Origin of the sequence: Naumannella halotolerans (genome assembly GCF_004364645.1) — a bacterium.
Lineage (GTDB): Bacteria > Actinomycetota > Actinomycetes > Propionibacteriales > Propionibacteriaceae > Naumannella > Naumannella halotolerans.
The window spans coordinates 25,107-45,700 of sequence record NZ_SOAW01000003.1 but is presented as its reverse complement, the minus strand read 5'-3'; the positions used below and the strand labels follow the sequence as shown (position 1 = coordinate 45,700).

The 20,594-nt window shown below is 67.5% G+C and carries 16 protein-coding genes, 1 tRNA gene, 1 other RNA gene and 1 riboswitch; of the genes, 7 read left to right on the top strand and 11 right to left on the bottom strand.

Annotated elements, in window-relative coordinates; genetic code table 11:
• Positions 1-233: 233 nt before the first annotated feature.
• Positions 234-551, top strand: a complete 318-nt coding sequence (locus CLV29_RS14215) for a hypothetical protein (RefSeq protein ID WP_133755771.1) — start codon at positions 234-236, stop codon at positions 549-551.
• 95 nt (positions 552-646) lie between these two features.
• Here the strand turns inward: CLV29_RS14215 and recR are convergent, their stop codons facing one another.
• From recR to CLV29_RS16905, 3 genes are all read right to left on the bottom strand, one after another.
• On the bottom strand, positions 647-1,246 hold the full coding sequence (gene recR, locus CLV29_RS14210; protein WP_133755770.1) for a recombination mediator RecR: 600 nt from the start codon (positions 1,244-1,246) through the stop codon (positions 647-649).
• Positions 1,247-1,325: 79 nt separating this feature from the next.
• Positions 1,326-1,682, bottom strand: coding sequence for a YbaB/EbfC family nucleoid-associated protein (locus CLV29_RS14205; protein WP_133755769.1), 357 nt, complete (start codon positions 1,680-1,682; stop codon positions 1,326-1,328).
• Between the two features lie 112 nt (positions 1,683-1,794).
• Positions 1,795-4,671 carry a DNA polymerase III subunit gamma and tau gene (locus CLV29_RS16905; protein WP_424991537.1) on the bottom strand — a complete coding sequence of 959 codons (2,877 nt, stop codon included), beginning with the start codon at positions 4,669-4,671 and terminating at the stop codon, positions 1,795-1,797.
• A 212-nt stretch (positions 4,672-4,883) separates the two neighbouring features.
• On the opposite strand from CLV29_RS16905, the gene CLV29_RS14195 reads away from it, so the two are divergent.
• Positions 4,884-5,645 carry an SDR family NAD(P)-dependent oxidoreductase gene (locus tag CLV29_RS14195; RefSeq protein WP_133755768.1) on the top strand — a complete coding sequence of 254 codons (762 nt, stop codon included), beginning with the start codon at positions 4,884-4,886 and terminating at the stop codon, positions 5,643-5,645.
• Positions 5,646-5,682: 37 nt separating this feature from the next.
• Here CLV29_RS14195 and CLV29_RS14190 read toward each other — a convergent pair whose 3' ends face one another.
• The 3 genes from CLV29_RS14190 to CLV29_RS14180 all read right to left on the bottom strand — a co-directional run bounded on the left by CLV29_RS14190 (position 5,683) and on the right by CLV29_RS14180 (position 8,907).
• Entirely contained in the window at positions 5,683-7,230 is a 1,548-nt protein-coding gene (locus CLV29_RS14190; protein ID WP_133755767.1) for an FMN-binding glutamate synthase family protein, read from the bottom strand.
• Positions 7,231-7,554: 324 nt separating this feature from the next.
• Positions 7,555-7,651: signal recognition particle sRNA small type (ffs, locus tag CLV29_RS14185), an RNA gene on the bottom strand.
• A gap of 8 nt (positions 7,652-7,659) precedes the next feature.
• Positions 7,660-8,907 carry a DUF418 domain-containing protein gene (locus CLV29_RS14180; RefSeq protein WP_133755766.1) on the bottom strand — a complete coding sequence of 416 codons (1,248 nt, stop codon included), beginning with the start codon at positions 8,905-8,907 and terminating at the stop codon, positions 7,660-7,662.
• 271 nt (positions 8,908-9,178) lie between these two features.
• Between CLV29_RS14180 and CLV29_RS14175 the strand changes: the two genes are divergently transcribed.
• Complete coding sequence (locus tag CLV29_RS14175; RefSeq protein ID WP_133755765.1) at positions 9,179-11,398, top strand: NADP-dependent isocitrate dehydrogenase; 2,220 nt, start codon at positions 9,179-9,181, stop codon at positions 11,396-11,398.
• 160 nt (positions 11,399-11,558) lie between these two features.
• A tRNA-Ser gene (locus tag CLV29_RS14170) sits at positions 11,559-11,646 on the top strand.
• A gap of 405 nt (positions 11,647-12,051) precedes the next feature.
• Here the strand turns inward: CLV29_RS14170 and CLV29_RS14160 are convergent.
• The 3 genes from CLV29_RS14160 to CLV29_RS14150 all read right to left on the bottom strand — a co-directional run bounded on the left by CLV29_RS14160 (position 12,052) and on the right by CLV29_RS14150 (position 14,361).
• On the bottom strand, positions 12,052-12,690 hold the full coding sequence (locus CLV29_RS14160; protein ID WP_133755764.1) for a hypothetical protein: 639 nt from the start codon (positions 12,688-12,690) through the stop codon (positions 12,052-12,054).
• 200 nt (positions 12,691-12,890) lie between these two features.
• Positions 12,891-13,538, bottom strand: coding sequence for a hypothetical protein (locus CLV29_RS14155; protein ID WP_133755763.1), 648 nt, complete (start codon positions 13,536-13,538; stop codon positions 12,891-12,893).
• Positions 13,539-13,734: 196 nt separating this feature from the next.
• Positions 13,735-14,361: a hypothetical protein gene (locus CLV29_RS14150; protein ID WP_133755762.1), complete on the bottom strand. Its 627-nt coding sequence runs from the start codon at positions 14,359-14,361 to the stop codon at positions 13,735-13,737.
• 202 nt (positions 14,362-14,563) lie between these two features.
• Between CLV29_RS14150 and CLV29_RS14145 the strand changes: the two genes are divergently transcribed.
• Positions 14,564-15,358 (top strand): ECF transporter S component, encoded by a 795-nt coding sequence (locus tag CLV29_RS14145; protein ID WP_133755761.1) that lies wholly within the window; start codon positions 14,564-14,566, stop codon positions 15,356-15,358.
• A 31-nt stretch (positions 15,359-15,389) separates the two neighbouring features.
• Here the strand turns inward: CLV29_RS14145 and CLV29_RS14140 are convergent, their stop codons facing one another.
• Together CLV29_RS14140 and metE are read right to left on the bottom strand one after the other, a co-directional pair.
• Positions 15,390-15,962 (bottom strand): response regulator, encoded by a 573-nt coding sequence (locus CLV29_RS14140; RefSeq protein ID WP_243831951.1) that lies wholly within the window; start codon positions 15,960-15,962, stop codon positions 15,390-15,392.
• A gap of 294 nt (positions 15,963-16,256) precedes the next feature.
• Positions 16,257-18,545: a 5-methyltetrahydropteroyltriglutamate--homocysteine S-methyltransferase gene (metE, locus tag CLV29_RS14135; protein ID WP_133755760.1), complete on the bottom strand. Its 2,289-nt coding sequence runs from the start codon at positions 18,543-18,545 to the stop codon at positions 16,257-16,259.
• A gap of 147 nt (positions 18,546-18,692) precedes the next feature.
• Positions 18,693-18,901, bottom strand: a riboswitch (cobalamin riboswitch).
• 389 nt (positions 18,902-19,290) lie between these two features.
• Between metE and CLV29_RS16280 the strand changes: the two genes are divergently transcribed.
• Both CLV29_RS16280 and CLV29_RS14130 read left to right on the top strand, forming a co-directional pair.
• Positions 19,291-19,443 carry a hypothetical protein gene (locus CLV29_RS16280; protein ID WP_166649289.1) on the top strand — a complete coding sequence of 51 codons (153 nt, stop codon included), beginning with the start codon at positions 19,291-19,293 and terminating at the stop codon, positions 19,441-19,443.
• A gap of 75 nt (positions 19,444-19,518) precedes the next feature.
• A complete protein-coding gene (locus CLV29_RS14130; RefSeq protein ID WP_133755759.1) occupies positions 19,519-20,556 on the top strand; it encodes a zinc-binding dehydrogenase in 1,038 nt (345 codons plus the stop codon).
• The last annotated feature ends 38 nt before the right edge of the window (positions 20,557-20,594 follow it).

Genomic DNA, 20,594 nt, shown 5'->3' with positions numbered 1-20,594 from the left:
GTCACGCGTGCAGGATTCGGCTGTCCACGGCAGGCAGACAGCTCCACTGCTCGCCCACCCCAGGCGAGGCGGCCGCAGCCCACGACCCACGTCGGGATTTCGACGGGTCACCGCTCGTGCGGGAGCGGACAACCCAGCAGTCGTCCGGACGGACCTCGGGTGAACTGCACTGAGCCGTCGTTTTCCCCGGTCGGTTGCCCGTCCATTCACTCGCGGCTGCAAGGATGGGCGTCATGACTCCAGCGGGGAACGGCCAGGATGCGGCGAACCGGATCACAACGATCCTCTACAACCCGATCACCGCTTGGCTGCTGTCCGGAATCGCGGCTTTGACGGTGGTTTCCTGGATCTTCGCCGTGAATGCCGACCGCCCCAGCAGCGGCCTGCTGGGTGCGATGGGGTTGGACGCGAACCTCGGGTTCCTGCTCGGCCTCTTCGGCGCTCTCGGCGGTTACCGGAACGGGCGACCGGGACCGGTCGTCCTCGGTCTGCTGGCATTCGCGGTCGGGGCCGTCCTGTTCGTCCTCGCCGTGATCCGCTGGCTGGGGTGATTCGACGGTTGGCCGGGTGGGTGACCGCTCAGCCGGCTTCTGGCCGGTACGGCAAGTCGTCCTCGACTGGCGGACCGGTCGCCCGACCGGAGCGATCAGGCGCTGACGTAGCGGCGGCCCTCGAAGGCACGCCCCAAGGTCACCTCGTCGGCGTACTCGAGATCACCGCCGACGGGCAGACCGCTGGCCAGCCGGGCGACCTTGACCCCCATGGGCAGCAGCAGCCGACTGAGATAGCTGGAGGTCGCCTCCCCCTCCAGGTTCGGGTCGGTGGCGATGATCACCTCGCTCACGGTGCCGTCGGCCAGTCGCTGGCACAGCTCCCGTACCCGCAGGTCACCGGGGCCGATGCCGTCGATCGGGGAGATGGCACCCCCGAGCACATGGTAGGTGCCACGGAACTCGCGGGTCCGTTCGATGGCGACGACGTCCTTGGACTCCTCGACCACGCAGATGACGGTGCGGTCGCGCCGCGGATCCCGGCAGACCCGGCACCGGTCACCCTCGGCCACGTTGAAGCAGACCTCGCAGTACCGCACGCTGCTGCGCACCCGGTTCAGGACGTCGGCCAAGCGGGTGACGTCCTCGGGGTCGGTGGAAAGGAGGTGGAAGGCGATCCGCTGAGCACTCTTCGGGCCCACACCGGGCAACCGTCCGAGCTCTTCGATCAGGTCCTGAACTGGTCCTTCGTACACACGTCCTCCTTCGCCTCGGCCAGCCTAGTCGCGAGGTCCGACCCGGACCGGCTGCCGCGCTGGACGCGAGGTGGAGTGCTCAGCCGGGCAGACCGGGAAAGCCACCGCCACCGAGCGGGCTGTCACCGCCGCCGAACCCACCGGCCACCGGGCCGAGTTTCTCCTCGGCGAGCTGCTGGGTCTTGGCCTGGGCATCGCGATAGGCGGCGATGATCAGATCGGACAGCGACTCAGTGTCGTCGGCATCGACGGCCTCGGGCTTGATGTCGACGGCGGTGAGTTCACCGGTGCCGGTCAGGGTGACGCTCACCAGCCCACCGCCGGCAGTGCCGCTGACCTCGGCATTGGCCAGTTCCTCCTGCGCCTGGGCGAGCTGTTCCTGCATCGCCTGAGCCTGTGCGAGCAGGCCCTGCATATCAGCACCGTCTCCGAACATCTGAAGTCCTTTCTGCGGTCCGCATCGGACCGGGGATTGTGTCGGGACCAGCGTAGTCGGTCGATGATCCACCGATCCGGTGCCGGCAAAGCGCTCAGCATCGCGGCCCCGGTCAGCGGCGCGAGGCGTCTCCGGCCGGTTCCTCGCCGATCAGCTCCGCTCCGAGGTGTTTGCTCAGGATCTCGGCCGGTGTCAGCGCGATCTCCTCCCCACCGTCGGCCGGTTCGGGCTCCTCGTCCTCAGGCTCGGCCTGCCCCGGTTCGGTACGTGTGGGGCGGATCCGCTCCCGTGCCTGCGCCGAGCGGTCACCGGTCGCCTGTTGGCTGAACTGGTTCGGCCCGGCGGCCGGCGGCCGTTGCGGATCGGGGTACGGGGAGCCGCCACCGGGCGGTGGCACCTGCCGGTCCGAGGTCGGCGGATCGGCGTTCGGTACGCCGCGCGGCCCGGCCACCTGGGCCGAGGACTCGGCGTCGACGATCACGCTCACCTTCAGGTCCACACCGAGGGCGGCCCTCAACGCCTCGTGCAGTACGTCCTCGCTGCCGCCACGGGTGAAGCTGTCGCGGGCGCCCGAATTCGGCATCGCCAACGTCAACGTGGCGTCGGCGACCTCGGCGACCTGCGCGTTCTGGCTCAACAACACCCAGGTGAACCGCCGCCGGGACTTGACCTTCTCCAGCACATCAGGCCACAGACGGCGCACTTCAGCGGTGTTCAGACCACCGGGCACACCAGCGTCGGCCGGTGACGGAGACACCGCTGCCGGGCCGGTCTGGGCTGCCGGGCCGGTCTGGGCTGCCGGGCCGGTCTGGGCTGCCGGGCGAGAGTGGGCTGCTGGGCCAACGGCTGGCCGTTGAGGACCGGAACCGGCCTGCTGCACCGACCCTGATCGAGGAGGCCTGGGATCGCCACCGAAGTCCGCCGAACCGTGTTCCGACGGGGACGTCGAAGGGGCTTCCCCACCGTTCGGCGCACCGCCGCGCTCCCGCGCATCGGGGGCTCCACCGGATCGGGCTGGCGCCTCATCCTCGTTCGTCGATGGAGTCCCGGGGCCCTGATCCGCCGGTCCAGACGAGGCACCCCGACCCTGTGCTGCGGACGCGGAGCCCTGACCCGCCGGTCCAGACGTGGCACCCCGACTCTGCGATGCGGACTCGGGGCCTTGACCGTCCGACCCAGGCGCGGCACCGCCCTGCGCTGCAGACGCGGAGCCCTGACCTGCCGGCGGATTGTCGAATTCCCGGTCCGCACGTGCGGCGGCTCCCTGCCCTGCCGAGGGGATCGCCGAGTTCTGCCCGGCGGATGGGCCCGCGGCGGTCTCGCCCGCCGATGTTGTCGCGCCCTGACCCGCCGCTGAAACCGCAGCGCCCTGGCCTCCGGAGGGGTTCGACGACCGGGCACCCCCTGCGCCCTCGGGCGCTCCCGGGTCCGCCGGAGCTTGTGGAGCGCTCGTCCGCGATTGCCGGTCCGGCTCTGGTCCGGTGGGTGCCGACGGTGTCTCCGACGGTCCCGGAGGATTCGTCTTCGCCAGTGCTGCCCGGGCAGCTGCCCGGCCGTCCACCGGCGGTGCCGGCGCGGCGGTCGGCACGGGCTCGGTGGGGGCCGCGGGATCCATCCCCATCCGCCGTTCGAGCCGGTCCAGCCGCGCATGCAGACCACGACCGTCGACATCGGCTCCCGGCAGCAGCACCCGCGAGCACATCAGTTCGAGATGCAGCCGCGGCGCGGTCGTACCCCGCATATCGGTCAGCCCCTTGGCGACCACCTCGGCAGCCCGGGTCAGCTCACCGGCACCGAGGGCTGCCGCCTGTGACCGCAACCGCTCGGCCTGGTCACCGGCGACGTCGATCAGGCCGCTGGCGATCGCATCCGGAACCTGGGCGACGACCAGCAGATCCCGCAGTCGGCGCAACAGGTCCTCGGCGAAGCGCCGCGGATCCTGACCGACCTCGATGATCTTGTCGATACCGGCGAAGACCGAGCCACCGTCACCGGCGGCGAACGCATCGACCACCTCGTCGAGCAGGGAATCCGGGGTGTAGCCCAACAAGGCGGTGGCCTGCGAGTAACTGACCCCCTGCACATCGGCCCCGCCGAGCAACTGGTCCAGCACCGACAAGGAGTCACGTACCGAACCGGCGCCCGCTCGGACCACCAGCGGCAGCACCGAAGGCTCCACCGCGATGCCCTCGGCCTGGCACAACTTCGCCAGATAGGCGGTCAGGGTCTTCGGTGGCACCAGGCGGAACGGATAGTGGTGGGTACGCGAGCGGATGGTGCCGATCACCTTGTCCGGCTCGGTGGTCGCGAAGATGAACTTCACATGCGGCGGCGGCTCCTCCACCAGCTTCAACAAGGCGTTGAAGCCGGCGGTGGTCACCATGTGTGCCTCGTCGACGATGTAGACCTTGTAGCGGCTCTGCACCGGGGCGAAGAAGGCCCGCTCGCGCAGGTCACGGGCATCATCGACACCACCGTGGCTGGCGGCGTCGATCTCGATCACATCGATCGACCCGGGGCCACCGCGCGCCAGGTCACGACAGGACTGGCAGACCCCACAGGGCTCGGGAGTCGGCCCCTCGGCGCAGTTCAGCGCCCGGGCCAGGATGCGTGCCGAGGTGGTCTTGCCACAGCCCCGCGGGCCGGAGAACAGATAGGCGTGGTTCACCCGATTGTTGGCCAGCGCCCGCTTCAAGGGAGCAGTGACATGGTCCTGGCCGATGACGTCGTCGAAGGTGTCGGGGCGGTAGCGGCGATAGAGCGCCAGCGGGGCGGCGACCTCCTCGGCCGGCGGGCCCGGCTCGGCCACCGGACGATCCTCGGCCGACGGCTCGGCCGGTGTCGTGCCCGGGTCGTCCCAGAGCGACTCCTCCTGCTCGAAGGGGCCCTGCTCCTCGAACTGTGTCGGGGGCAGGTCGCTGTCGAACTCGGCGGCGGAGTCGGACTCGGCGCGACCGAATTCGTCCTCACTGAACTGACCCGGATCCACGCCGCAACCTTAGTCGGCCCGACCGACAACCGGTCCAGTCCGATCCTGCTCGGAGCTCGCTGCCCGGGTCAGCGTCCGAGAACGCCACGACCGGGCGACGGGTGAGTCCTAAGCTGGGACGGAACCCGGATTCCGGCCCCGATCGTGCGCTGACCCGTACCTGCTTGACCGGGATCCGCCCCGTCACCGCTCGGTGACCGACCCTCGAGGAGATGCAGACCGTGACGAACCAGAAACCAGTGGCAGTGGTGACCGGAGCCAGCAGCGGAATCGGCGCCGCCAGCGCCCGGGCCCTGGCGGCTGCGGACTTCGACGTCATTCTCGGCGCGCGCCGGATCGAGAAGCTGCAGTCCATCGCCGAGGAGTGCGGCGGCACCGCGATCGCACTCGATGTCACCGACGATGCCTCGGTCGCCGCCTTCGCCGAGCAGGTGCCCAACTGCTCCCTGCTGGTCAACAACGCCGGTGGCGCCGTCGGTGTCGAGCCCGTCGCCGAGGCCTCGATCTCGGACTGGCAGTGGATGTACGACACCAACGTGTTGGGTACGTTGCGACTGACCCAGGCATTCCTGCCGAAACTGATCGACTCCGGTGACGGTCAGGTGATCAACATCGGTTCGATCGCCGGCCGCGAGGCCTACGAAGGTGGCGGTGGTTACAACGTCGCCAAGTTCGGCATCACCGCGATGACCCGCTCGCTGCGGATCGAACTGCTCGGCAAGCCGGTCCGGGTCTGCCAGATCGACCCGGGCATGGTGAACACCGAGTTCTCCACGGTGCGGTTCCGTGGCGACCAGGACAAGGCCGATGCCGTCTACGCCGGGGTCGAACCGCTGACCGCCGAGGACATCGCCGACACCATTGCCTGGGTGGCCACCCGACCGGCGCGAGTGAACTTCGACCAGATCCTCGTCCTGGCCCGGGACCAGATCTCGGCCAAGGTCGCCTACCGCCGGGAGACCGACCAGGGCTGATGCGGTCCGGGCTGGTCAGCTCGGGGCCGTGATCGACTCAGTGGGTGATCGTGGCCGTGGTCGCTGCCGTTGCCATCAGTTCCTTGATCGCCGCGGCGTCCTCGGTGCTGGGCTGTCCCCAGCCGGGTTCGTAGCCGTAGATCTCCTGCAGGGTCAGCGACACCTCGCCCTCGGTGAGCATCTCCACATCGTCGATGCCGATCAAGGATGGATGCACCACACCGATGGCGTCGGTCAGGGTGATCAGATCGTGCCGCAGCGCCCGCAGGTACGCCGCCAGCCGCTCCGACTTCAGGGTCGGATCGAGACCCCCGGTGAGCCATTTGTTCTGGGTGGCGACTCCGGTCGGGCAGTGGTCGGTGTGGCAACGCTGGGCCTGGATGCAACCGATCGCCAGCATCGCCTCCCGGGCGACGTTGATCATGTCGCAGCCGAGCGCAAAGGCGGTCACCGCGTTCTCCGGCAGCCCGAGTCGCCCGGAGCCGATGAAGCTGATCCGGTCGGTGAGCCCGGCGCGGGCGAACTCGGCGTAGACCCGGGCGAAACCGAGTCGGAACGGCAGCGCGACGGTATCGGCGAACACCCGCGGCGCGGCGCCCGTACCGCCCTCACCACCGTCGATGGTGATGAAGTCGACGCCCCGGTCGCCGGCAGCGGATCGCTCGGCCAGGTCGACCCAGAACTGTTGATCACCGACGGCCGACTTCACCCCGACGGGCAATCCGGTGGCGTCGGCGATCGTCTCCACGAAGTCCAGCATCGAATCCACATCGGAGAAGGCGGTGTGGCGCGACGGGCTGGCACAGTCCTGGTGCGGTTCGATGCCTCGGATCCGAGCGATTTCCGGGCTCACCTTCGCCGCCGGCAGCAGGCCGCCGAGTCCTGGTTTGGCACCCTGGCTGAGCTTGATCTCGATCGCCCGCACCGGCGCGCTTGCGACCATATCGACCAGCTTCTGCAGGTCGAAACGCCCCTGCCGGTCACGACAGCCGAAATAGGCGGTGCCGATCTGGTAGATCAACTCACCACCTTGACGATGATCATCGGACAACCCGCCCTCACCGGTGTTCTGCAGGGCCCCGGCCTTGCCGACACCGGCGTTCAGTGCCTGGATCGCCGGTCCGGACAGCGAGCCGTAACTCATCGCCGAGACGTTGACCACCGAGTCGGGTCGGAATGCGTGGCGCCGCTTGCGAAAGCTGCCGATCACCTTTGCCGACGGCAACCACGACCCGGCCTGATGACCCGCTGAGGCATTCTCGGCGAAGGTCCGGTGCTTCACGATCGGGTAGTTCGTGGCGGTCTCGAGGTCGTTGTCGGTACCGAAGCCGAAGTAGTTGTCGACACCCTTCGACGAGGCATAGATCCAACGTCGCTGATCGCGGCTGAACGGCCGCTCCTCGTCGTTGTCGGCGACGATGTACTGCCGCAGCTCCGGACCGATGGCCTCGATCATGTACCGAGCGTGGCCGATCACCGGATAATTGCGGAGCAGCGCGTGTTTGCGCTGCAGCAGGTCCTTGATTGCCACGGCACCGAGCACCGCCACCGGCGCTGCGGCGCCGACCACGGTGCGCCATCGCATAGCGGCACCCTAGCGCTGCGACGTCGTGCTCCGGTGCCGGGGCAGTCACCCGCGTGGCGGGCCGCAATGGCTGCGGGTGGCAGCCCCGACCGTGGCCTGTGTGAGCGAGATCGGACACTCGATCGATGAAATGACCGATTCCAGGCCGATCCGGCGATCGAGTGGCGGATTCTGCTCACAATGGCGGCAAGGCCCCGGTGGCGTGAGCGACGCCGGTTCAGCAGGAGAAGCAACGAAGCCGACGATGCTCGCGGCAGCGGCACAGACCCGCCGCGCCGTTGCGCCGACGAAGAACCGGTGGAAAGCGAATCGTCACCGGCAGACAGAAGGGGTCCCCCGCGTACCCGACAGAGCCCACTTACCCTTGCTGCCTTCCGGCCCTGGGGGAATTGGGTGAGGTAACGCCACACGGGGGACCTTCGAAGGAGTCTAGTTGACCTCGTTCGACGCGGCCAAACCGTCCGCCTTCGACCGTCGGTACGTCAGCCTGCGCAACAGCACCTCGGCCGGTCCCCGCATACCCCGCTGGTCCAGCCAGTAGGCGCCGAGCACGGTCAGCAGCCAGGTCACGACAGCCAGCAGGGCCACCGACCAACTGCTCAGGTGGGCACCGAACCCGATGCCGAAAGCGGCCAGCAGCGGGATGAAGAGCACCGACTGAGCGAGGTACCCGCTCAGCGAACGCCGACCGAGTGCCGCCAGCGCGACGACCGTGACCGGGGTTCGGCCGGTCCGCTGCAGCCGCACGGCGAGGAGCCCGAACAGGGCGGCATAACCGACTCCACCGAAGACCCCGGTGTACATGGCGGCGATCGCGAAGGTCCATTCGTTGATCGGCGGCGCCGTCAGGTGCAGGTAGGCGGCGGGGATGCTGCCGAGCAGACTGACGCCGATCCCGATCACGGCGAGTCTGCGCAACAGCGGCAGATGGGCGCCCGGCTGGTCGAGGATCCGGTGGCGAGCGGCGAGGATCCCGATCAGGAAGGCGGTCGGCACGGCCAGGGTGAAGAAGGCGAACATCGGCGTCATGAACACCCACATCGCCAACCGGGAGACCATCGAGGTGAGGTAGTTCGGATCGGCATAGGGATCTGGCAGCGCGAAGGCCTGCTCACCGGCACCACCGCCGGCGAGCCCGGGCGGTACGTACATCCCCGAGAACACCGTGAAGCTGCTGACCACCGCACCGATACCGAGCAGGACGATGATCCACACCTTCAGCACCGTGTCCGAGCGCCGCAGGAACAGCGGTACGAGGATCAGCCCGGCCAGCCCGTAGGTCCCGAGGATGTCGCCGGACCAGAGCAGGGCGGCGTGGACGAACCCGAAGGCCAGCAACCACAGATGGCGCCGCTGCAGCAGCCGGCGGGTGGCGGGTTCGGGCACTCCTTTCGCGGCCTGCCGGGCATAGAGCTGGCCGATGCCGTAGGCGAAGAGGAAGGCGAACATCGGGTACGTCCGCACATCGGCGACGACGATGATGAAACCCTGGGCGATCTGATCGGCGAGACTGCCGTCGATGGCGTGCATGGTGGTCTGCAGTTCGCTGCGCGTGGCGGTCCACAGGAACCACGGTGTGTTGGCGAGGGCGATCAGCAGCAGCATCGTGCCCCGGGCCAGATCGGGGGCCAGCGAGCGCTCGGCGAGTGGGGTCGGGGTGGTTGCGACCTGGGTCATCGGTCTGCCTCGTTCCGGTCGTGGGTGGCCGTGGCACGAGCCTGCCACCGTCCGCGAGCCCGGCGCCTCGGGTGGAACCCTGAGCTGCCACCCGTACCGCACCCCGCCCGATCCTCACCCTGGCAGGCCCGATGCGACGCGCGCCGACAATCGGCATTGCGGTAGGTTGGGCCTTGGCCGACGCCAACCCTGTCGGCCTGTCGTGCGCGATGATCCTGCGCCAGCGATCCGCGGACGACGCAGCGCTGACGAACATCGGAGAGACGCACCTATGGCAAAGATCATCTACACCCACACCGACGAGGCGCCGCTGCTGGCGACGTATTCCTTCCTGCCGATCATCGAGGCGTTCACCTCGACCGCAGGTGTGGAGGTGGAGACCCGCGACATCTCGCTGGCGGGTCGGATTCTGGCCGCATTCGCCGATGTGCTGCCCGAGGAGCAGAAGGTCAGCGATGCTCTGGCCGAGCTCGGTGAGCTGGCCAAGAAGCCTGAGGCGAACATCATCAAGCTGCCGAACATCTCGGCTTCGGTGCCGCAATTGAAGGCCGCCATCAAGGAACTGCAGAGCCAGGGATTCGACCTGCCGCCGTACCCCGATGAGGTGACCACCGACGAGCAGGCCGACGCCCGTGCGCGCTACGACAAGGTGAAGGGCAGCGCGGTCAACCCGGTGCTGCGCGAGGGCAACTCCGATCGTCGCGCGCCTGCTGCGGTGAAGAACTACGCCCGTAAGCATCCGCATTCGATGGGCCGCTGGGACACCGACTCGCAGACCAATGTCGCGACCATGGACGCCGACGACTTCGCCCACAACGAGAAGTCGGTGGTCATCGAGAACGACGACACCCTGACCATCAAGCACCTGGGCACCGATGGCACCGAGACCGTGCTGAAGGAGTCGCTGCCGGTGATCGCCGGTGAGGTCATCGACGGCACCTTCATCGATGCCGCCGCCCTGGACGCGTTCCTGGTCGAGCAGGTCGCCCGGGCCAAGGCCGAGGACGTGCTGTTCTCGGTGCACCTGAAGGCGACCATGATGAAGGTCTCGGACCCGATCATCTTCGGTCACGCGGTACGCGCCTACTTCGCCGAGGTCTTCGAGTCCTACGGCGACAAGCTCGCCGCCGCCGGTCTGAGCGCCAACGACGGCCTGGGAGCGATCCTGGCCGGACTGTCCGAGGTCGAGGGCGGCGAGGAAATCAAGGCCGCGTTCACCAAGCAGCTCGCCGCCGGTCCGGCATTGGCCATGGTCGACTCCGACAAGGGGATCACCAACCTGCACGTACCCTCCGATGTGATCGTCGACGCCTCGATGCCGGCGATGATCCGTTCCGGTGGTCACATGTGGGGTCCCGACGGGGACCAGGCCGACACCTTGGCCGTGCTGCCCGACAGCTCCTACTCCGGCATCTATCAGGTCGTCATCGACGACTGCCGGGTCAACGGTGCCTACGACCCGACCACCATGGGATCGGTGCCGAACGTGGGGCTGATGGCGCAGAAGGCCGAGGAGTACGGCAGCCACGACAAGACCTTCGAGATCGCCGCCGAGGGTACGGTGCAGGTCGTCAGCGCCGACGGCACCGTGCTGATGGAGCATCAGGTGAAGCCGGGCGACATCTGGCGCGCCTGCCAGACCAAGGACGCCCCGATCCAGGACTGGGTGAAGCTGGCCGTCACCCGGGCCCGGGACTCGCAGACCCCGGCAATCTTCTGGCTGGATGAGAATCGCGCCCACGACGCCCAGCTGATCGAGAAGGTGAAGACCTACCTCGCCGATCACGACACCGAGGGGCTGGACATCACCATCGCCTCCCCGATCGAGGCGACCAAGACCTCGATCGAGCGGATCCGTCGCGGTGAGGACACCATCTCGGTGACCGGCAATGTGCTGCGTGACTATCTGACCGACCTGTTCCCGATCCTGGAGCTGGGTACGAGCGCGAAGATGCTCTCGGTCGTACCGCTGATGAACGGTGGCGGGCTGTTCGAGACCGGTGCGGGTGGTTCGGCGCCGAAGCATGTGCAGCAGCTGCTGAAGGAGGACTACCTGCGCTGGGACAGCCTGGGCGAGTTCCTGGCCCTGGCCGAGAGCCTGCGTCATCTGGCCAAGTCGGCCGACAACTCCACTGCTGCCGTTTTGGCCGAGGCACTCGACTCGGCCACCGAGAAGCTGTTGGACGAGGGCAAGTCCCCGACCCGCAAGCTCGGTTCGACCGACAACCGCGGGTCGCACTTCTGGCTGGCGCTGTACTGGGCGCGGGCCGTGGCCGAGCAGACCGAGGACGCCGGGCTGGCGGCGAAGTTCGCGCCGATCGCCCAGGCGTTGAGTGAGCAGGCCGAGAAGATCGATGCCGAGCTGATCGCCGTCCAGGGCAATCCGGTCGACATCGGCGGCTACTACCGGCCCGATGACGAGAAGGCCTCGTCGGTGATGCGTCCGTCGACGACGCTGAACGCGATCATCGACAAGCTGAACAAGATCTGATCTGCGGCGGTGCCGACAGCGCCGGGCGGTCCGTACCTTCGGGTGCGGGCCGCCCGGCGTTTCGTCACCCCGGGCGGGAGCCCGAGCACCGGCTGGCGGCGATGCGTTCGGCAGTCCGCCGGTTCGCATCCGGCCGCCCCGATGAGGTAACCTCCCCGGCGGAGGATTCGCCTAGTGGCCTATGGCGCTCGCTTGGAAAGCGGGTTGGGTGCAAGCCCTCAGGGGTTCGAATCCCCTATCCTCCGCCATGAGGCGCTTAGTCCAACCAAGAGGGTTGTTGCCCCGATGGAACTGGACTAGGTGGCTCAAGGAAGCAGTGGCGCCCCGGGGCGCGGTCACCAAGTGATCGCCCTCCGGGGCGCTGTTTGCTTCTAGATGTATGAAGGCCTGACGCTGCAGTTCGGCTTCCTTGTCGATCTCAGCGGTGAGTTCCTTAGCCTTGGCGGTGATCGTGGGATCGTTCGCCAACACCTCGAGGTGGTTCTCAATGGCGGTCCGGATGGTGTCCGTGACCGTCGAGCCGCTGAGCTTCGACAGCATGCCAACGCGGGCGTGCAGGTTCGTCGTCCAGTCGGACGGCAGAAGCAGCGCAAGTAGACGGATCGTCGTCTAGTCGACAGATCGCGGGCACGACAGGCAGCCGAAGCCGGGAATCATCCTCCGGCAGCCGCCGAGAGGAAGAACAGGAAGCCAACTTGTATCGCAAGGCACACGACGGCGATGCCGAGTGAGATGAGCACCCACGTTAGATTCTGGGATACGATGCTGTCGCCGTACTGAACGGATCCTGCGCGCCCCGCTTTCCGTACCAAGAGAACGATCGCGGCGATGATCATCGTGGGGATGGCGATCACGCCAATGAGCATCCCGATGAAAGGGATAAGGCAGCTGAGGCCCAAGATCACGAGGAGTACTCGCGCAAGCGTGCTCATCCCGCGGTCCACGACACCCCACGCCGTGCCCAAAGTGCCTTCAAATGGCTGGGAGGGTTCTACTGGCACACCGGGAACGCCGGCGTGCGGCGGCGTTGATGGCAGCTTCGGTAGATCAATTGGGGTTCGGCCGTCCAGCGCGCAGTGGGTCAGCACGATGGATCCGTCCTCACGGTGTTCAACGATGGACCCCGTGAGCGAGACATGGCTATTGACTGGGATGTCGAGCTTTCCAGATGCCCGCCAGAAGAATCTGGTCCCTTGAGTGCCAACAAAGTTGATGTACGTCCTCCCGCCAAGCTCAGTGTCGAATACTTTAGAGCTTATGACTTTCACGGGCAGGTTTTCGATCATGCTCATCGCTCTTTGGTCTCTCCCAGCTCGACGACAGTGTGCTACTGCCAACGTGCTTTGCCGGCAGCTTCTTACCAGTTTGTGCTAGGTCGTTGATCGTATACCCGGCCTTGGCCCGGGTGGCGCGCTACTACGACCAGGAAGCGACGAGCTACGCCAGCAAGGCCGCGGGTAGACCGTGGTCCGCGCATATCCGGCGCCATGCCTCACATGCAGTGGCTTCCGCGGAGGTTGCACGCGTTGACATCTGTTTCCTCTGCACCTTGCACATCTTGTTCAGTGACGTTCACAAAGGACGCGAGAGCGTAAGGCAGGTTCGTGTACATCTCGTCCTCCAACTCCATGGAACTTGCACTGAACCGGAGACCCGCCGGATAACTGTTGAAATCCGCGAAATTCGTGAGGTAGACCTCTCCGTGCTCTGGTGAGGTCACGGGGAAGAATCGAATGGTCTCTCCTGAAATTTCTTCGACGCCTTCGACCACACCTTCAGCCCGAGCTGCTTGGTAGCAGAAAACGGTCTCGGAGTCCATCTCGGCAACTTTCGTGGCAACACCGGACGACTTATCTATCGTGTACATGCCCATTTGGATCGCTCGGCCTTCCACGTCGATCTTCTCGGGAAGGGGAGAGAGCGCGCCCTGCGTGAGAGCGAAGATGTTCCCTTTATTCGTGGTGGCCAAGCTCAGCGGACATGACCCCTGCGCCCACTCCTCTGGGCTCTCTGCCTGGGACGACTGATCGGTCACAGGGCCCGTTTCACCGGGATATTCTTCTGTGCTTCCTGAGCATCCGGCGAGAGCCAGGGCAAGCATGGATGGCAGGGTCAGGGCGGCTGCGGTGCGGCGGCGCATCAGATCTCCACGTGAAACTTGTGATCGTCGAAGTTGGTCGCGAGACACGCTAACAGCGACCCCGTGGCAGCCGCCCGGGCGGCGGCAGAACTGCCGCTCGCGCGCATTCACCGGTTCACGGATCCAGGCCAAAAAGGCAGTTCACCCCATGTTCCGGCCTGTTCCCGGTGCTGTTTCTCCAGTGATAGCCGTAGACCTAGCGAACGGCCGGCAGCTTGCGGCTGCCGGCCCTTCGTGGTGGTTGAGTTCCCCGCGATCTGCGCCGTTGCTGTTCGAGCAGTTTCCCGTGCTTATCGAGACCGGCCCAGTACAGAGCATCGGCCCGGGCACACAGACCGGACGGGTCACTCAGACCGCCGAAGGGGCGACCGATGGTCCGCAAGGCCTCGGCAGAGGGCTGAGTCGACTGCCGTGCAAGCAGTTGCGCCTGACCGACGAGCCACTTCCTGGCGATCAGTCTCCCGACGATCAGCACGACGAGGAGCACCATTGCGACCCACCACTCGTTGAACAACACGATCACCGCCAGCAGCAGGAGCAGTACCTGGGTCAGCTTCCGTACCGTGTTGACGGTGGTCAGGTGCTTGGCACGCGCCGCGATCTGGGGGTCGGCGGTCGCATGGGTCTGCCCGTAGGTGGTCTCAGCCCGGTCGACCTCCTGCCTGAGCTGAGCCAGCTCCTGCGCTGCAGCAGGGTCCAGACCGCTCCGATTCACCTTCCCGAGGACGTCACATGCCTGCCCTGCGCCGGTACGTACCTCCGCACTGCGGTTGATCCCGGCCTGCTTCAGCGCCGCCGCGAACTCGTTGTTCTTCTTCGCCACCGTGTTACCTCCCGATTTCCCGGGCACCCGGATGTCCCGAGCCCCCCTGACAATCTGCGTCAGCGCCACGACAGTAAGCACCGGGCTGGCTGCTCCGACTGTTCGAACGCGGGTTCCGAACAGCCCCGAACAAGTCCGTCGAGCAGGGTGGTCGGCTCCTCCCCGGCCGGACCGTCGTCACGGTTGGGTTCGCCGTACCCGGGTGAACGCCGAGTTGGTCGGGGAGATAGTCCGGGCACTCGGGGGTGGGCAGGAGGAGGTCGAGCACTGGCTGCAACGCTGCGGCCGCGCTCGGGCAGCGGTCGTCCTGCCACCGAGCACCCGCCCGAGTGCGCCCGATCCCGTCCCCGTTCCGGCCGCGGTGACCGGCGCCGAACCGAAGCCCGCTGGTCGTGACATCCGCTCTGTTGTCACGGTGCTCGCGCTCTCGCTGGCACTCAATCTCGTCGGGTATGCGGTCGTCGTCCAGCTGCGGTTGCCGCTGTATCTCGACATGGTCGGTACGGCCGTCGCCTCGTTCGCTCTCGGCCCGTGGGCGGGGGCTGCCGTCGGCCTGACGACCAATGCAGCCGGCACGGCGCTGGACGGGCCGACCGCGCTCCCCTTCGGATTGGTGAATGCCGTGGGTGGCATCGTCTGGGGTTACGGCATTCGTCGAGTCAGCGACATCCCGGGATTTCTGAAGCTGAACCTGATCACCGCGCTGTGCTGCTCCCTGACAGCGATCCCGATCCTGCTCGGGATGTTCCACGGCCGCACGGGCCATCTGGTCGACCATGTCGCCAGCAAACTCTCGGTCTTTGGTGATGCACCCGGTGTGGTCGCCTCCAACCTGTTGGTGTCGGCCATGGACAGACCGTTGTCGGGATTCCTGGCGCTGGCGGTGGTCTGTTCGCTGTCACGACGCCATGCGGTCCCGCACCTGGGGACACTGCTGAACCCGGGGGATTCACGCCTCTCGGTCGGACCTGCCCCCGGTGGCCCGCCCGCCCGTTGAGACACCGCCGCCCCCTCGCCCGACGTGCGGCTCAGGGCTCGACGAGCCCGCTCCGATAGGCGGTGATCACCGCTTGGGTACGGTCGCGCAGCCCCAGCTTGGTCAGGATCCGACTGACATGGGTCTTCACCGTGACCTCCTCGACCACCAGCCTGGTGGCGATCTCGGCATTGCTCAGGCCCTCGGCCAACAGCATCAACACCTCCCGCTCCCGTCCGGTGAGCTGCTCGAGGCGGTGGTCGGCGCGGGGCGTCGGGCGAGGTGCCGGCGTACCACCGCTGGTGAAGTGCCGGATCAGCCGGGTGGTGGTGCTGGGTGAGACCACTGCGTCACCGGCGTGGACATGGCGGATCGCACTGACCAGCTCCTCCAGTGGAGTGTCCTTGGCCAGGAAGCCGCTGGCCCCGGCGCTCAAGGCGTCGAAGACGTACTGATCGAGATCGAAGGTGGTCAGCACCTTCTGATGCTCGCCGCGGCGGCGGATCTCGGCGGTGGCATCGACCCCGTTCATCCCCGGCATCCGCACATCCATCAGCACCACATCGCAATCGATGCCTGCGAACAGTTCCAGAGCCTCCGCACCATCGGCGGCCGATCCGACCACCTCGCTCGGGTCTGTCGATGCTGCTGCGCTCGTTCGCCGCGTCGATCGCGGTGGCACTGGTCGGTGGTGGAATCGCCGTGCTGGCCTCGACCGCGCGGATCCCGGTCGGGGTGTACCTGCTGCCGTACGGACTGCTCTCGCGGAGCGCCCGGTCCGGTGGCACTCCTCGTCGTGCTCAGTGCGGCGCTGACTGCTGTTGCCCTGCACTGCACCGCGGCGGTACTGGACCGTCGCGACGTCACCGCCTGAGACAACCGGGGACGGCCGGAACCTCGACCGTCCCCGGTTCGGCGCTCAGACCGACAAGCCCTCGCGGGCGCGTTCGGTGGCGGCCACCAGATTCTGCAGTGCCGCCTTCACCTCGGTCGTTCCGCGGGTCTTCAGACCGCAGTCCGGGTTCACCCACAGCCGGTTCGCCGGTACGCCCTTGAGCGCCAGCTGCAACAGCTCGGCCACCTCAGCGGTGTCCGGTACGCGCGGGGAGTGGATGTCGTAGACACCCGGGCCGACCGCCGCGGCGAAGCCCGAGGAACCAAGATCATCCACGATCTCCATCTTCGAACGGGCGGCCTCGATCGAGGTCACATCGGCGTCCAGTCCGGCGATCGCGTCGATCACCTCACCGAACTCGGAGTAGCACAGGTGGGTGTGCACCTGGGTCTCGTCACGTACCCCGGAGGTCGCCAACCGGAAGGCGCCGACCGACCAGTCGAGGTAGGCCCGCTGATCGGCGGCACGCAGGGGAAGCAGTTCACGCAGGGCGGGTTCGTCGACCTGGATGATCGCCGCGCCGGCGGCCTCGAGATCGACTGTCTCGTCGCGGATGGCCAGGGCGACCTGATTGGCCGACTCGGCCAGCGGCTGGTCGTCGCGGACGAAGGACCAGGCGATGATCGTCACCGGACCGGTCAGCATCCCCTTCACCGGCTTGTCGGTCAACGACTGGGCGTACTGCCACCAGCCGACCGTCATCGGCTCGGGTCGGCTGACATCGCCCCACAGGATCGGCGGCCGGACACAGCGACTGCCGTAGGACTGCACCCAGCCGTTCGCGGTCGAGGCGTACCCTTCGAGCAGTTCGGCGAAGTACTGCACCATGTCGTTGCGTTCGGGTTCACCGTGCACCAGCACGTCGAGCCCGAGCTCGGTCTGCAGTTCGATCACTGCCGCGATCTCGTCCTGCATCGCCTTGGTGTAGGCGGTTTCGTCGATTCGGCCGTTCTTGAATCCGGCTCGCGTGCGCCGGATCTCCGGCGTCTGCGGGAACGAACCGATGGTGGTGGTCGGCAGCGGCGGCAGCCCGAGACGCTGCGCCTGCAGCTGCTCGCGTACCTGCGCCGATCCGCGCTGGGCACCGGACTCGATCACCTCGGCCAGTCGCTGTCGTACCGCGCTGTTGGCCAGCCGCGGATCGGCCGCCCGCGACGCCAGGATCTCCCGCGCCGCGCCGAGCTCGGCGGCAACCGAGTCGGTACCGTCGTTCAGCGCCCGGGCCAGCAGATCGACCTCGGACAGCTTCTCCGTGCCGAAGGCCAGCCACCTACGCACTGCCGGGTCGAGGTCGTCCTCACCCTCGGTGGTGTAGGGCACGTGCAACAGCGAACAGGAGGTGGACACCGCCACCCCGGCCGCACGCCCGGCCAGCTCCTGCAGCTTCTGCAGCGCGGTGTCGGGATCGGTACGCCAGACATTGCGCCCGTCGACTACACCGGCAACGACCTGCACCGCCGAAAGATCAACTTCTCCTGCCGGGACGGAGCCGCTGACAAGATCAAGACCGATGGCGTCGATGCCGGTGACCAGCAGCGGCGCCAGTGCCTCTCCCGGATCGCCGAAGTAGACGGCGACCTCGATCGCGGGACGATCAGCCACCGCCGCCAGGGTGGAGTAGACCTCGGCGATCGCGGAGATCTCCTCGGCCGTCAGATCGGTCGCCAGCACAGGCTCGTCGAACTGCACCCAGGCGGCCCCGTCGGCGGCCAGCAAGCTCACCAGCTCCGCGTACAACGGGGTCAGCTCGGACAACCGGGCGAACGGCTCACCGGATCCGGGGGTCGCCTTGGCCAGTTTGAGGAAGGTGGCCGGGCCGATCACCACTGGCCGCAGTCCCGCCCGGCCGGACACGACCTGTGCGGCCTCCCGCAGGTCAGCCAGGATCCCGTTCGGGTTCAGCGAGAACGCGGTCCGGTCGTCGATCTCCGGCACCAGATAGTGGTAGTTGGTGTCGAACCACTTGGTCATCTCCAGCGGCGGGAGTTGATCATTGCCCCGGGCCGCGGCGAAGTAGCGTTCCAGGTCGTCGGCCACCGCCGCGTACCGCTCGGGTACGGCGCCGAGCAGTACCGCGGTGTCCAGCACCTGGTCGTAGTAGGAGAAGGTGTTGGTCGGCACCGAGTCCAATCCGGCGTCGATCAACTGGTTCCAGCTGTCGGCCCGCAACTGAGCGGCCACCTCGGCCAGCCCGACGGCATCCAGGGTGCCCGCCCAGTGCGCTTCGACGGCCTTCTTCAGTTCGCGTCGCGGCCCGATCCGGGGCACGCCAGCAACCGTGGCCTTGATCGGTGTGCTGTTGATGCTGTTCATGTCTGCCTTCCAGGTCCACGCTGTCGGTGCCCCCTGCACGGGCGCACGCCGGCGGTGGCCCTGCGGTACGGCTGCTGCCGCGGCCACGGGCCACTGTCCTGGTCGGCGCACACCCAGTCCACGAGGCGGCATTCCGCCGGTCACCGGTGGCGACCGACACGGCTGGCAGGTCTTCGGACTCACGGGCTCGTCCACCCTGGGGTGGCTGCCTACTGGCCGTCGCTTCCCGGGCCGGAGCCCAGTGCCTGTGACGGCGGTCGTTCCCGTTCACCGCTGCGGGACAGTCCCGGATTCCCACCGGGTTCCCTCTCGCACCGCTGGGGTGCTCGATCCGACACCGCCGGGGCGGCATCGAAGACCAGTCGCAGGCTCATGGTTGCACCCGGACCTCTCGTCATCCCCGGCGACCACCCTGTGGGCACCGGTACCGGAGTCGCCCCGGCTGTGCTGCTGACCGGTCCGGGACGGGGAGTTCGGCGATTAATTCGGTGGCGGTCACTCGCCGGATCGGCCACAGTGGTGATCACCACCAACCGGAAGGAGGAAGTCAGATGATGTTGACCAATCTCGGCACCGCCGATCGCGGCACCACTGCCTTCGTACCATCCGGGTCCTTGAGCTGACCGACAGCCCTGCGCCCGGAATCCCCAACGGGCGCAGCCTTTCCCCGTACCGACGTCCTCCACTGAGGAGGCGCGGTCCGACGCGTCCGGATCACCCGTCATTTCTCTCAAGGAAGATCATCATGCGCATTCCCGACCCCTTGCCGCCCTCGGCGGCGATGAACAGTCGCTCGGTGGACCTGTACTTCAAGTCCTCTGAGCAGGTGTCCCGCGAGGCAGCGCTCAGCTGGGCCCACAAGGCCGCACTCCGCTCACGCCGCCCCCGTCGGCGCTGAGCCTGGCCGCACCCCCGGTGTTCTGCCCATCGACCCACGATGCGGTGAGCACCGGGGGTGCTGCATGCTGGGCACATGCTGGCCTTGCAGTACGACCGTTTCGGTGGCCCGATCGAGGTACGGGAACTGCCGGCCCCCGACGTACCCGCCGGTGCGGTACGACTGACGGTCGCCGCCTCCGGCCTGTGCCGCAGCGACTGGCACGCCTGGGCCGGCCACGACACCGATGTCGCACTTCCCCACGTACCGGGTCACGAGTTCTCCGGGGTGGTCGATGCAGTCGGATCCGGTGTCGAGCGCTGGCGTAGCGGCCAGCGGGTGACCGCACCATTCGTCCAGGGATGCGGCCGGTGCCGCTGGTGCCTCACCGGCCAGGCGCAGGTCTGCCCCGACCAGACCCAGGCCGGGTTCACCCATGCAGGCTCCCATGCCGAGTACGTGATCGTGCATGCCGCCGACGCGAATCTGGTCGCCGTCGGTGACGACATCTCCGATCAGGTCGCAGCAAGTCTCGGCTGCCGTTTCGCCACGGCCTTCCGAGCGCTGCACGGGCCGGGCCGAGTGCGTGCCGGTGAATGGGTGGTCGTGGTCGGCGCCGGCGGGGTCGGTCTGAGCGCGGTGATGATCGCCGCAGCCATGGGCGCCCGGCCGATCGCGGTCGATCGATCACCCGCCGCGCTGGCCATGGCGGCCGCGGTCGGCGCCGAAGCCGTGGTCACCGCCGGTGATCGAGCAGCCGAGGAGATCGCCGAACTGACCGGCGGCGGGGCGCAGGTGAGCGTGGACGCGGTCGGCCATCCCAGCACTGCCGAGCTGGCGATCGGAGTTCTGCGCCGACAGGGCCGTCATATGCAGATCGGTTTGTTCGATCCGGCGAGCCTGCCGGTGCTGGACTGGGGCCGGGTGATCGGCTGGGAGCTGCAGGTCAACGGCAGTCACGGCATGTCGGCCGCCGACTATCCGCCGTTGCTGGAGCTGATCAGCAGCGGCCGATTGCGCCCGCAGGAGCTGATCACCGGCACCGTCGGCCTGTCGGAGGCAGCATCGCTGTTGCCGCGTACCGATGTCGCCCCGCCCACGGGGGTGACCCTGATCGACCCGACCCGGGTCTGACCGCCGCGCTGCCGCACCGGGAACACCAGACAGCGCTG